Consider the following 13,187-nt stretch of genomic DNA (forward strand, 5'->3'; position numbering starts at 1 on the left):
CTATTGCGCGCCTTTGCGGAGCTGATCGCGCATTTTCATGAGCTCCTGCATGTTCATCTGTCCGCCCGGGCCGCCGAGCGCCTTCAGCGCCGGCGCATCCACATCGCCGGGCTTCTGCCCCGGCTTGCAGGGACCGAGCCATTTCGCCTCCATCACAATGTCGGAGGGGGCGCGCGAGGACAACGGCGGGTCGAAAGTCATATGCAGCTCGGCGCGATAGGCGGACTGGAAGCTGCCGGTGAAAGTCCCCTCCGTCGTCGCCACGCGGTCGCCGATCTTGCAGACCGAGCTCATGCGATATTTGTCGCCCTCTCGCCGGAAGCTCATCTTCTCACATTGCTGCTCCTGCCCGCCGAAGCGCTGGCGCAAGAGGTCGTCGGTCTTTTCGTCGACGCAGGTCTCCATCTGTCCGACGAGGCGCGCGGCGGCGCCCTGCGTATGCTCGATCCGCCACAGCCCCGCCTTGCGGCGCGGAAACTCGTCCGCCGCAGCGGCTACGACGGACAAGGCCAAGATGGCGCCGGCCACGCCGAGAGGAAAGGGACAATGCATGAGAACAAGGCTCCGCGACGCGCGGCAATCTCGCGCCCTTCGCGCAGTATAGACGAAAACCCGGCCGAAAGTCGTCGGCGACCTCAGGGCCTCAGCGCCTGGGTCAATTGCGTCACATTGAAGCGCATCAGCCGAAGATAGTTCGGCGCCGGGCCGTCCGGCGCGGAGAGCGCGTCCGAATAGAGCGTGCCGCCGACCTTGGCTCCCGTTTCCGCGGCGATGCGCTTGGCGAAGCGCGGATCGACGACATTCTCGAGGAACACAGCCGCGACCTTATGCGCCTTCACCGCATCGACGATGCGGGCGATGTCGCGCGCGCTCGCCTCGGCGTCGGTGGAGACGCCCTGCGGGGCGATGAATTCCACGCCATAGCGCGCGGCGAAATAGCCGAAAGCGTCATGGGTGGAGACGACGCGGCGGCGCGCCCGCGGAATGGCGTCGATCGCCGCGACGATCTCGGCGTCGAGCGCGCCGAGCGCATGGAGATATTGCGCCGCATTGATCCGATAGCGCTCGGCGCCGTCGGGATCGGCCTCTATGAGCGCGTCTCTTATGTTGGCGGCATAGATTTTCACATTGGCGACATCCTGCCAGGCGTGCGGATCGACCCCCTCGCCATCCTTGCGCGGCGTGACGGCCCGGCTCACGGTGACGATGCGCGCCTTTGTCTTGGAGGCGGAGACGAGGCGGTCGATCCAGCCTTCGAAGCCGAGGCCGTTGACGAAGACGAGCTTCGCCGCGGCGAGGCGGCGCCCGTCCTGCGGGCTCGGCTGATAGACATGGGCGTCGCCGTCCGGCCCGACAATGGTCGCGACGTCGACGCGATCGCCGCCGACGATGCGGACGAGATCGCCGAGAATGGAAAAGCTGGCGACGACGGGAAGCCGGGGCGGCGGCGGCGGCGCGGGCTGGGCGCGCAGCGGCGAGGCGAGGAGCGCGAATGTCGCCAGCACGGCGCGACGCGTCACGAGGCTCAGGGGGCCGGGAAATTTCGAGGACGTCTCGCGCAACGATTCCATGTCATCCCTCCAAATGTCGCTTCGGCCTCCGCAAGCGAATCACGCCGCCTGTCTTTCCGAAAATCAAAGAGAGGAAATAAGCGCCGCCCGCCATGAGGATGATCACCGGCCCCGCGGCGAGGCCGGAATGGAAGGACAGGACGAGGCCGAAATAGGAAGAGGCGGCGCCGATCGCCGCCGCCAGCGGCAGCGCCCCGGTGAGACCGCGGGTCCACAGCCGCGCCGAGGCGGCCGGCAGCATGATGATTCCGACCGCCATCAGCGTGCCGAGCGCGTGGAATCCGGCCACCAGATTGAGCACCACCAGCGCCAGAAAGGCGAAGGGAATCCATTCCCCCAAAGGGGTGACGCGGCGCGCGAACAAAGGATCGAAAGTGTCCAGCGCCAGCGCCCGATAGGCGAGCGCGAGCGCCGCGAGCGTGACGCTCGCAATGGCGGCGAGGAAAATCAGAGTGGCGTCGTCGAGCGCCAGCACCGAGCCGAACAGCACATGCAGGAGATCGACATTCGAGCCCTTGAGCGAGACGAGGGCGACGCCGAGCGCCAGCGAGACGAGATAGAAAGCCGCGAGCGAAGCGTCCTCGCGCAAGGCCGTCCAGCGCGCCGCCGCGCTCGAGGCGACGGCGACGGCGAGGCCGGCGAGCAGGCCGCCAAAGGTCATGGCCGGCAGCGACAGGCCGCAGGCGAGATAGCCGAGCGCCGCGCCCGGCAATATGGCGTGCGAGAGCGCGTCGCCGGCCAGCGACATGCGCCGCAGAATGAGAAACACGCCGAGCGGACAGCCGGAGACGGAGAGCGCCACCGCGCCGATGAGGGCGCGGCGCATGAACTCATAATCGAAGAAAGGCGCGATGAAGAGATCATGCAGCATCGGGAGTCTCGTCGCGCCGGCATTCCTCCGCATCGCGGTCGAAAGCCTCGACCATGCGACTCGCCTCGGCGAGGCGGGCCTCGGACAAGGCCTCTTGCGTCGCGCCCCAGAACAGGGGCTCGCGCGCCAGCAGCAGCGCCTGCGGAAAGACCCGGCGGGCGAGATCGAGCTCGTGCAGAACCGCGATCACGGTGCGGCGCTCCTCGCGCCAGCGGGCGATGATTCGCACCAGATCGTCGATGGTGGCGGCGTCGATGGCGCCGAAAGGCTCATCGAGCAGAATGACCGGGCGATCCTCGACCAAAAGCCGCGCGAACAGCGCGCGCTGCATCTGGCCGCCGGAGAGCGTGCCGATCTGCCTGTCCTCGAAGCCGTCGAGACCGACGGCGGCGATCGCCGCGGCGACGCGCGCGCGCTCCTGCGGCCCGATGCGGCCGAAGAGGCCGATGCGGCGCATCGCGCCCATGCAGATGAAATCCAGCACATCGATCGGAAAGGCCTGATCGATCTCGGCCGCCTGCGGCAGATAGGCGATATCGCGCGGCGCGAGCCCGTCGAAGGCGATGCGCCCGCCGAGCGGCGCGAGCAGACCGGCGAGGCCTTTCAGCAGGGTGGATTTGCCGGCGCCATTGGGCCCGCAGACGGCGAGCGCCGCGCCGGCCTCGACGACGCCGGAAAGATGATGCACCGCCGGGCGGCGCTCATAGCCGAGCGTCACATTCTCCAGCCGGATCGCTCCAGCGCTCATGAATCGCGCCTTCAGTTCAGCGCCCAATAGACGCCGGCCCACAGCAACGCCGATACGGCGGCGGCGGCGAGGAGCCGCTCGCCCGCCGAGAGGCGCAGGAACGAGACGCGGTCGTCGGGGCGCGCGGCCTGCGCGTGAGCGGCGGGCGCGTGCTTATGGAAAAGCGCCGATTGCGGACGGTTCATTTCCGAATGTTATATTATTACACCCGACGCCGGCAAGCTCGGAATGCCGTCAACTCGCGCGCCCGGGCACCAGAATGACGCGGAAGTCGTTCACATTGGTGCGGGTCGGGCCGGTGACGAGCAGATCGCCGAGCTTCTCGAAGGCGGTATAGGCGTCATTATTGGCGAACAGCGCCTTGAGATCGACGCCCTGCGCCGCCGCCCGCGCGAAGCTGTCGGCGGTCATGATCGCCCCGGCATTGTCCTCGCTGCCGTCGATCCCGTCCGTGTCGCAGGCGATGGCGGAAATGCCGCCGAACCCCTCGAGCGCCAGCGTCAGCGCCAGCAGGAACTCGGCGTCGCGGCCGCCCTTGCCATTGCCGCGCACAGTGACGGTGGTCTCGCCGCCGGAGATGATGGCGACGGGCGGCGCGATCGGCTGCGCATGGCGGGCGATCTGCCGGGCGATGCCGGCATGCACCAGCGCGACATCGCGCGATTCGCCCTCGAGATCGCCGAGGATGAGCGGCGTGAAGCCGGCCTTGCTCGCCACTGCGGCGGCGGCGTCCAGCGAGCCTTGCGGCGTCGCGACGAGAATGTTCTCGACGCGATCGAAAATCTTGTCGCCGGGCTTGGGCGTCTCGCAGGCGTCGGTCGACAGATAGGCGAGCACGGCGGCCGGCGCATCGATCTTATATTTGGCGATGACGGCGAGCGCGTCCTGGCGCGTCGTCGGGTCCGGCACTGTGGGGCCGGAGGCGATGACGGAGAGATCGTCATTCGGCACGTCGGAGATCATCAGCGCGACGACCTTGGCCGGCGCGGCGGCGCGGGCGAGACGTCCGCCCTTGATGGCGGAGAGGTGCTTGCGCACGCAATTCATCTCGGAAATGGTCGCGCCGCTTTTCAGCAGCGCCTTGTTGACGGCCTGCTTCTCCTCGAGGCTGACGCCGTCCGCCGGCAGCGCCATCAGCGCCGAGCCGCCGCCGGAGATGAGCGCGAGCACGAGATCATCCTCGGTGAGGCCCTGAACTTTTTGCAGGATACGGCCCGCGGCGGCGCGGCCGGCGGCGTCCGGCACCGGATGCGAGGCCTCGATCACCTCGATCTTGGAGGTGGGAGCGCCATGCTCGTAACGGGTGACGACGAGGCCCTCGATCGGATGCGGCCAATGCGCTTCGACCGCCGCGGCCATGGAGGCCGCCGCCTTGCCCGCGCCGACGACGATGGTGCGGCCTTTGGGCGGCGCGATCTTCTCGAGGAAGGCCGGCAAGCAGACGGACGGATGCGCCGCGCCGACAGCGGCGTCGAACATGGCGCGGAGAAGCGTGCGGTAGTCGTCAGACATAGTCTAATCCCTAAATCTCGACGTTCTCCCTTCTCCCGCACGGCGGGAGAAGGTGGCCCCGCGGAGCGGGGTCGGATGAGGGCTCTCGCCGATCCGAAATGTTCTTAGCCGCCTCGCGAAGAGTTTCCAACGGAATCCGGTTCTCTTCGCCGGCCCTCATCCGACCCTCGCTAACGCGAGAGCCACCTTCTCCCGCCCTGCGGGAGAAGGAAAAGGCACGCTACGATCTTCGTGTTCTCCCTTCTCCCACTTGTGGGAGAAGGTGGCCCGACGAAGTCGGGTCGGATGAGGGTCCGCGACGATTTGCGATCGCTTCCCGAATCCGCCCCAGCGGAATATTGCCGCCGCCGATGACGAGATCATTGTCGAGGCGGAGAACATGGTAGCCATTGTCACGCAGCCATTGGTCGCGAATGGCGTCATAGCGGCGTTGGTCTTCTTGTTCATGCGGCCGGCCGTCCAGCTCGACGATCAGCCTATGTTCGATACAGAGAAAATCGGCGACATAACTCCCTATCGGGACTTGCCGCCGAAATTTCAATCCATCGAGCGCCGAGCCGCGCAACGAACGCCAGAGGATTTCCTCCGCGTTCGTCATCTCGCGCCGCAAGCGTCGAGCGAATGCTGTCTTCGACTTCGAGACTCGTGCGGGCATGAAGAGCCCTCATCCGACCCGGCTTCGCCGGGCCACCTTCTCCCACGAGTGGGAGAAGGAGCGCGCCCGACGATTCTCGTAATATCCCCACCCTCGCCGTTCTCCCTTCTCCCGCAGGGCGGGAGAAGGCAGCCCCGCCAAGGGCGTCCTGTAGGACGCCCGTCGCAAGCGACGGGCTTTGGCGGGGTCGGATGAGGGCCGGGCCGATTGTCCCGCCTTACGCGGCGCCGATCTGATCCGCCTTGTCGATCAGCGCCTGGGCCATGCGGATGCTGGCGATGTCGATCAGGCGGCCGTCGAGAGACACGGCGCCGCGGCCTTCCTTGGCGGCCTGCTCCATCGCCACGAGAATGCGGCGGGCCTTCTTCACTTCCGCCTCGGAAGGCGTGAAGACCTGATTGGCCAGATCGATCTGCGAGGGATGAATCGCCCACTTGCCCTCGAAGCCGAGGACCGCGGCGCGCTTGGCGGCGGCGATATAGCCGTCGGGATCGCCGAAGTCGCCGAAGGGACCGTCGATCGGACGCAGGCCATAGGCGCGCGCCGCGACGAGGAAGCGCGTCTGCGCTGCATGCCACTGGTCGGCCCAGAAATACTGGCGATTGCCCTCGGCGTCCTTGTCCGAGAGAACGCCGTAATCCGGGTTCACGCCGCCGATGACGGTGGTGCGGGCGCGGGTCGAAGCGGCGTAGTCGGCGACGCCGAAGGAGAGCGCCTCATTGCGCTTCGAAGCCTGAGCGATCGCCTCGACATTGGCCATGCCGAGCGCGGTCTCGATCAAGAGCTCGAAGCCGATGCGCTTGGTGCGCTTCTTGTAGCTCTCGATCTGCGTGACCAGCATGTCGATGGCGTAGACGTCCTGCGGAACGCCGACCTTCGGAATGAGGATCACGTCGAGACGCGGGCAGGCCTCGACGACGTCGACGACGTCGCGATAGCAGAAATGCGTGTCGAGACCATTGATGCGCAGCGTCATCGTCTTATTGCCCCAATCGATCTCGTTGAGGCCCTGGATGATGTTCTTGCGCGCCTGCTCCTTGTCGTCCGGCGCCACGGCGTCCTCGAGGTCGAGGAAGACCTGGTCGGACTTGGAGGCCGCGGCCTTCTCGAACATGCCGGGGGCGGAGCCCGGAACGGCCAGCTCGGAGCGATGGAGACGCGGCGTCGCCTGCTCGATCAAAGTGAAACTCATGATGACTCCCTTTCCCTGTGTAAGAGCTTATCCGGTGGCGCCGAGGCCGGCGGCGATGCAGCTGATCGACAGCAGCAGAGCCGACTTGTATTCCTCCTTCAGCGCTTCCTCTTCGGTGGTGCGGAACAGGCGCAGCAACTCCACCTGCTCGCGGTTGACCTCGTTGATGGTGGCGAGGCGATGCGCGAGCCGCGCCTGATAGTCGGTGAAGCGCGCGCCGATCTCGCCGCCGCCGGTGATGCGCAGCACGCTCTCGCAAGTGAGATGATATTCGGCCTCGATCGCCGAGAAGATCTTCTTGCGCACGGCTTCGTCGGCGACCAGCGAGGCGTATTGCCGCGCAATGCCGAGATCGACCATCGCCAGCGTTTTCTCCACCTCGTCGAGGATGAGGCGGAAGAGGCGTGAATCCTCGAACATGCGATGCAGCAGCTGCAGGCCGCGCTCGCCGCGCACCTCGATGAAGCTCGCGAGGCCGGAGCCGACGCCATACCAGCCGGTGATGGCGTGGCGATTCTGCGCCCAGGCGAAGACCCAAGGAATAGCGCGGAGATCCGCGAGGCTGCGCGCGCCGAAACGACGCGCCGGCCGCGAGCCGATATTGAGCAGCGAGATTTCCTCGAGCGGGCTCGCCGCCTGAAAATAAGCGACGAGATCGGGATCGGCGATAAATTTGCCATAGGCCGCGAGCGAGGCGCCGGAAAGCGCCTCCAGCGCATCGTCGAACTCCGCGCGCGGAACCAGCGCATCCTCGCGCTCGGACTTCAGCGCATGGGCGAAGACGCTGCTTGCCAGCAGCTCCAGCTGATAGGAGGCGGTGCCGCGATTGGCGTATTTGAAGGAGACGACCTCGCCCTGCTCCGTCACGCGGAAGCGGCCGCGAATGGAGCCCGCGGGCTGCGCGGCGATGGCGTGTCCGGTCGGCGCGCCGCCGCGGCTGACCGAGCCGCCGCGGCCGTGGAAGAAGGCGATGGCGACGCCCAGCTCCTCGCCGAGGCGCGTCAGCTTGGATTGCGCTTTCGCCAGCTCCCAATTGGACGACATGAAGCCGCCGTCCTTGTTGGAGTCGGAATAGCCGATCATCACCTCTTGCACATTGCCCTGCCAGCGCGTGCTGCGACGCACGACGGGCACGCGCAGCAACTCGCGCATGATGACGGGCGCGGCGCGCAGATCGGGAATCGTCTCGAACAAGGGCACGATCGGCAGGGTGCACAGCTCGAGGCCGGCGTCGTCCAGATAGAGCCCGCCCTCCTTGGCCAGCACATAGGCGCCGAGAACATCGGCGACCGAATGCGTCATGGAGAGGATGAAGCTGCCGAAGGCTTCGCGATCGAGGCGCGAGCGCATGTCCGCGACCAGCGCGAACATGTCGAGCGTGTCCTGCGACTCCGGCGAGAGGCCGGTGAGGACGACGCCATTGCGCGGCTGCGCCAGCTCGGCGATGAGCCAGGCCTGCCACTCGGGCGAATCCACGTCCGGCGCATCCTTGCCGGTCTTGATGCGATGAATGTCGCGCAGTGCATTATTGGTGCGCGTCGTGTTCTCGCGCAGATCGAGACGCACGGTGCTGAAGCGGAAAATCTCCACCGCGCGCCGCACCGGCCGCACCATGTCATTGGCGAGCGAAGGGCTGCGGCTCTCGATCAGCGCCTGCTCCAGAATGCGAAGATCGCGGATCAGCTCGTCGGCGTTGCCGTAGCGCGCCTTGCCGCGGCCTTCGCCCTTGGTGGCGAGGATCGTCTCGTCGAGCTTGCGCAGCACGCAGGTGAGATATTGCCGGAAGGCCTCGCCGTGATTGCGCGTCTTGATCCTGTCGGCGTCCTCGACCTGCGCCAGCTCCGCCTCGAGCGCGGCGCGGAACTCGGCCGGGATCGTCACCGAGCCTTCGCTGATCGACAGGACGCGGGCGAGATCGAGAATGCGCTGGCGATAATAATCGAGGCTGGCGAGCGCGTTGACGACCATGGTCTCGCGCGTCACCGCATTGGTGACGAAAGGATTGCCGTCGCGGTCGCCGCCGATCCAGGAGCCGAATTGGAAGAAGGGCGTGATGTCGAAGCGCTCATTGGGATAATGAGCGGCGAGCGCGCTCTCGAAGGAGGCGAGCATTTCCGGCGCGAGATCGAAGAGATTTTCGGCGAAGAAATGCAGGCCCCAGGCGACCTCGTGCTCGACGGTCGGCTTCTCGAGATGCAATTCGCCGGTGAGCCACAAGAGCTCGATCTGATCGCCGACGGCGCCGATGCGGGCGGCGCGCTCGCGATCGGTCCAGCGCGAGGATTCGAGATCCTTGAGCAGCAGATAGATTTTGCGATTCTTCTCGAGGACGGTGACGCGCTTGGCCTCGGTCGGATGCGCGGTGATGACCGGGCGAATGCGCAGCGATTTGAGCTGCGCGCGAATCTCGTCGGCGGTGACGCCGGCCTTGGCGGCGTCGGCCAGAACATGGGCGAAGGAGCCGAGCAATTCGTCGCGGCCCTTGGCGCGCTCTATGGTGCGGCGGCGGCGCATGGCCGAGGCCTGCTCGGCGATCGACAGAAGCTGGAACCAAATGCCCTGCGCCTGCAGAGCGCGCCCCAGCAGCGCCGGCGGCAAGCCGGCGGAGGATGCGAAGCCGCGCAGCACGGGCGCGATTTCCGGCTGATGGCGCTGCGCCACGCCGACGAGCTGGTCGAACAGAAAGGCCGCCGCCTCTTTGACCGATCGCGTCGCCAGCGCCGAAGGGGCGGCGGACGAGGTCGATTCGGACAATGAGACCTTCGGGTCGGCGGTCATGCAGTCTTCCTGGCGGTTTGCTCCTCTCCCCGTTTTGCGGGGAGAGGCCGGGTGAGGGGCCGGGGCTTTATCCCGAACTCGGATGACAGGAGGAATGCGCCGGCGTCATCTGCATGGCGCGCGACGCCCCGAGCCTTTCACCCTCGCTCGGCCTCGCCCCGCAGAACGGGGAGAGGCCGTTTTTTCGTCACGCGCGCTTCAGCACGGAGGCGACGGCCGAGCCGAACTCCGCCGGGCTCGGCGCGACGGCGAGGCCGTAGGACTTCATGATCTCGGTCTTCTCCGCGGCGCTGTCGCCGGTCGCCGAGATGATCGCGCCGGCATGGCCCATGCGGCGGCCCTTCGGCGCCGTGAGGCCGGCGACGAAGCCGACCACCGGCTTGGAGAAATTCTCCTTGATCCAGGCCGCGGCCTCGGCCTCTTGCGGACCGCCGATCTCGCCGATGATGAGCACGGCTTCCGTCTCCGGGTCCTGATCGAACAGCACGAGATGATCCAGGAAGGACGAGCCGTTGATGGGATCGCCGCCGATGCCGACCGAGGTCGAGATGCCGAGCCCGAGCTCCTTGAGCTGCGAAGCCGCCTCATAGCCGAGCGTGCCGGAGCGCGAGATGAGGCCGACATTGCCCTGCTTGTAGATATGGCCGGGCATGATGCCGAGCATCGCCTTGCCGGGGCTGATGATGCCGGCGCAGTTCGGCCCGACCATCATCGGCCGGCGCTCGCGCGGATAGCGCAGGAAATAGCGCTTCACGCGCATCATGTCCTGAGCCGGAATGCCGTCGGTGATGGAGCAGATGAGATGAATGCCGGCGTCCGCCGCCTCCATGATCGCGTCGGCCGCGAATGGCGGGGCCACGAAAGTGATGCTGGTCGTCGCGCCGGTCTGCTTCACCGCCTCGCGCACCGTGTCGAAGATCGGCACGCCATGCACGGTCTTCCCGCCTTTGCCCGGAGTGACGCCGGCGACGACATTGGTGCCGTAGTCGATCATCTCCTTGGCGTGGAAGCTGCCCTTGTCGCCGGTGATGCCCTGGACGAGGATCGGGGTCTTTTCGTCGATCAGAATGCTCATTGTTTCCTCCCGGCCTCGCCGCTCACTTCACGGAGCGATAGGCGGCGACGGCCTTCTGGGCGGCGTCGGCCAGCGAATCGGCGGTGATGACATTGATGCCGCTCTCGTCGAGCAGCTTGCGGCCGGCCTCGACATTGGTGCCGGCGAGACGCACGACCAGCGGCGCGGTGATGTTGGTCGCCTTCACCGCGTCGATGACGCCCTGCGCGACCCAGTCGCAGCGGTTGATGCCGGCGAAGATATTGACCAGCACCACTTTCACATTCGAGTCGGAGAGCACGAGGCGGAAGGCCGTCGCGACGCGCTCGGCCGAGGCGCCGCCGCCGACATCGAGGAAGTTCGCCGGATTGCCGCCGGCGTGCTTGATCATGTCCATCGTCGCCATCGCGAGGCCGGCGCCATTGACGATGCAGCCGATCTCGCCATCGAGGCCGATATAGTTCAGCGCATGTTCGGCCGCTTGCGCCTCGCGTGGGTCGGACTGCGAGGGATCGTTCATGTCGACGATGTTGCGGCGACGGAACAGCGCATTGTCGTCGAAGGACATTTTCGCGTCGAGCGCGAGCACCTTGTCGTCCTTGGTGACGACCAGCGGATTGATCTCCAGCATGGTCGCGTCATTGTCGCGGAAGGCGCGATAGGCGCCGAGGATCGACTGCACCGCGCGCGAGACCTGCTTGAGGTTCAAGCCGAGCTGGAAGGCCAGCTCGCGCGCCTGGAAGGGCAGGAGGCCGACGGCCGGCTCGACGATGACCTGAAGAATCGCGTCCGGATCGGTCTTGGCGATCTCCTCGATCTCCATTCCGCCATGTTTGGAGGCGATGACGCGCACGCGCTCGAGCTTGCGGTCGAGCACGAAGCCGAGATAGAGCTCGCGCTCGTAAGGATCGGCGAGCTCGACATAGACGCGCTGCACCGGCTTGCCTTCCGGCCCGGTCTGCTTGGTGACGAGACGCTTGCCGAGCAATTCGCGCGCGGCCTGCTGAACCTCGTGATAGGTGCGGCACAGCTTGACGCCGCCCGCCTTGCCGCGCGCGCCAGCGTGAATCTGCGCCTTCACCACCCAATGCGAGCCGCCGAGCTCGGTCGCCGCGTAAACGGCCTGGTCGGGGCTGAAAGCGACGGTGCCGGGGGGCACGGCGACGCCGCAGCTCGCCAATAATTCCTTGGCTTGATACTCATGGACGTCCATGTTTCCACTCCCCTTGCAGTTTTTGTCGCCGCTTTGCGCGACGAAATCTCACGAGCCGATCTTGTCTCTCACGACCTTGTAGACGGCCTCCGTCTTCTCGGCCGCCGCGGCCAGCAGAGCCTCGACCTCGGCGATCTGCTTTTCGGCGAAATCGCGATCCTTGATCGCCTTTGCATTGATGTAGACGTTGAGAGCGGCGCTCCGCAATCCGGCATTGGCCGCGAGAACGGCGACGCCGGCGTCGCTGATAACGTTGAGATTGCCCTTGTCGGCAGCGGCCTCGGAGAGAACGATCACCTCGAAGCAGGCTTTCACGGCGCGCAGCGGGGCGAGCGTGGCGTCCTTCAGCGCGGCCTGAATGGCGGCCGAGCGCGCGGCCTTGTCCTCATCAGTGGCGCGCGGCAGGCCATAGGCCCCCATCACAGAATTGAAGGCGACGACGTCTTCCTCGATCGCCGCGGTCAGCTCGGCGCGAACGCGCTCCGCCTCGGCCCGGGCCGCCTTCAGATCTTCCTCGACGGCTTCGTAATTCTTCTTGCCGATGGTGAGATTGGCGACCATCGACACCAGCGCCGCGCCGATCGCGCCCATCACCGCGGCGGCGCCGCCGCCGCCCGGCGTCGGGCGCTCGCTGGCGAGATCGTCGAGAAATTTGCCGATCGTTTCGTCCTTGGTCATTCTCGTCGATCCTCAGGTCAGGCGTTGGCCTTGGCTTGCGCGTAGATTTCCTCGGCGTCGAGCACCTTGTCCGAGGCTTCGAACAGCTGGCTGATGCAGGCGCGATGCAGCTTCAGCTTCAAGCCGCCGACGCCGAGCGCGCCGATGACGATCTTGCCGTGACGCTCCTTCGCCTTGTCGGTCGCCTCGACGCCGCCGATTCCGAGCGGCGGCTGCGCATTGACGTCGGCGAGCAGCTCGATCGTCGGATCGTTCTGCCAATCCTTCTCTTCCAGCAGCTGCACGCCGATGGCGCCGGCCGCGAAGACGATATTGGTTCCCTTCACCGCCGCGGCGCGGGCGGCGTTATCCACCGCCTCGATCGCGGTGGGCGTGAAGCCGAAACGCTCCTGCAGCGCGGCCGCCGCAGCGTCGGCGCGCGACTTCTGGCGCGAGGTGATGGCGACCTCGGCGCCCTCCGAATGCAGGAAGGCCGCGGCGCGCAGACCCACCGGGCCGGTGCCGGCGAGCACGATGGCCTTCTTGCCGGCGAGCGGCTTGGCCTTGGCGAGCAGCGCCACGCCCGCGGCCGCCGTCGTATTGGAGCCGTTGGAGTCGAGCATCACGGAGACGCGGAAATTCGAGAAGAAGCGCTTGCGCACCGCTTTGAACAAGGTCTCGCCGGCGACCATATCGCCGCCGCCCACGAAGAGCGCGGTGAACTGCTTCTCCTTCGGACCGCGCGTGTAGATCGCGCCATCGACCAGCGCGCCGACATTCGCAGGCGTCACATTGGCGTAGCCGATGACGTGATCCGCGCCGCCGTCATAGGCGACGACCGTGTCGAACACGCTGGGGACCGCATCGGTGTCGAGAAGGAAGAGCAGCTTTTGAGTCATAGCAGTTCCTGCGAAAGGCTGGCCGTCATGGCCGGGC

Annotated in this window: 13 protein-coding genes; all 13 read right to left on the reverse strand. The window is 66.6% G+C overall.

The genetic code is table 11. From position 1 onward, the window contains the following. The 13 genes from KP010_RS08385 to KP010_RS08445 all read right to left on the reverse strand — a co-directional run bounded on the left by KP010_RS08385 (position 1) and on the right by KP010_RS08445 (position 13,150). Positions 1–552, reverse strand: coding sequence for a DUF3617 family protein (locus KP010_RS08385; RefSeq protein ID WP_142864713.1), 552 nt, complete (start codon positions 550–552; stop codon positions 1–3). An 83-nt stretch (positions 553–635) separates the two neighbouring features. Next, positions 636–1,571 (reverse strand): metal ABC transporter substrate-binding protein, encoded by a 936-nt coding sequence (locus KP010_RS08390; RefSeq protein ID WP_142864714.1) that lies wholly within the window; start codon positions 1,569–1,571, stop codon positions 636–638. A gap of 1 nt (position 1,572) precedes the next feature. Beyond that, complete coding sequence (locus tag KP010_RS08395; RefSeq protein WP_142864715.1) at positions 1,573–2,442, reverse strand: metal ABC transporter permease; 870 nt, start codon at positions 2,440–2,442, stop codon at positions 1,573–1,575. Then, on the reverse strand, positions 2,432–3,190 hold the full coding sequence (locus KP010_RS08400; RefSeq protein WP_108915637.1) for a metal ABC transporter ATP-binding protein: 759 nt from the start codon (positions 3,188–3,190) through the stop codon (positions 2,432–2,434). Before KP010_RS08400 ends, KP010_RS08395 begins: the two co-directional genes overlap by 11 nt. 11 nt (positions 3,191–3,201) lie before the next feature. Further along, entirely contained in the window at positions 3,202–3,375 is a 174-nt protein-coding gene (locus KP010_RS08405; RefSeq protein WP_158271729.1) for a hypothetical protein, read from the reverse strand. A gap of 49 nt (positions 3,376–3,424) precedes the next feature. Further along, a complete protein-coding gene (locus KP010_RS08410) occupies positions 3,425–4,702 on the reverse strand; it encodes a glycerate kinase (protein ID WP_108915558.1) in 1,278 nt (425 codons plus the stop codon). Positions 4,703–4,922: 220 nt separating this feature from the next. Beyond that, positions 4,923–5,357, reverse strand: coding sequence for an endonuclease domain-containing protein (locus tag KP010_RS08415; protein ID WP_142862965.1), 435 nt, complete (start codon positions 5,355–5,357; stop codon positions 4,923–4,925). A gap of 217 nt (positions 5,358–5,574) precedes the next feature. Then, on the reverse strand, positions 5,575–6,549 hold the full coding sequence (locus tag KP010_RS08420) for a CoA ester lyase (RefSeq protein ID WP_142862964.1): 975 nt from the start codon (positions 6,547–6,549) through the stop codon (positions 5,575–5,577). A 27-nt stretch (positions 6,550–6,576) separates the two neighbouring features. After that, positions 6,577–9,327, reverse strand: a complete 2,751-nt coding sequence (locus tag KP010_RS08425; RefSeq protein ID WP_142862963.1) for a phosphoenolpyruvate carboxylase — start codon at positions 9,325–9,327, stop codon at positions 6,577–6,579. Between the two features lie 187 nt (positions 9,328–9,514). After that, complete coding sequence (gene sucD, locus KP010_RS08430) at positions 9,515–10,402, reverse strand: succinate--CoA ligase subunit alpha (protein WP_142862962.1); 888 nt, start codon at positions 10,400–10,402, stop codon at positions 9,515–9,517. Positions 10,403–10,424: 22 nt separating this feature from the next. Beyond that, positions 10,425–11,594 carry a malate--CoA ligase subunit beta gene (locus tag KP010_RS08435; protein WP_142862961.1) on the reverse strand — a complete coding sequence of 390 codons (1,170 nt, stop codon included), beginning with the start codon at positions 11,592–11,594 and terminating at the stop codon, positions 10,425–10,427. Between the two features lie 48 nt (positions 11,595–11,642). Beyond that, the gene (fchA, locus tag KP010_RS08440) at positions 11,643–12,272 is read right to left on the reverse strand and encodes a methenyltetrahydrofolate cyclohydrolase (protein WP_108915553.1); all 630 of its coding nucleotides are present in this window, start codon (positions 12,270–12,272) and stop codon (positions 11,643–11,645) included. A gap of 17 nt (positions 12,273–12,289) precedes the next feature. Then, positions 12,290–13,150 carry an NADP-dependent methylenetetrahydromethanopterin/methylenetetrahydrofolate dehydrogenase gene (locus KP010_RS08445; protein WP_142862960.1) on the reverse strand — a complete coding sequence of 287 codons (861 nt, stop codon included), beginning with the start codon at positions 13,148–13,150 and terminating at the stop codon, positions 12,290–12,292. Positions 13,151–13,187: the final 37 nt, after the last annotated feature.

Source organism: Methylosinus sp. KRF6 (genome assembly GCF_018887255.1).
GTDB classification, from domain to species: Bacteria; Pseudomonadota; Alphaproteobacteria; order Rhizobiales; family Beijerinckiaceae; genus Methylosinus; species Methylosinus sporium.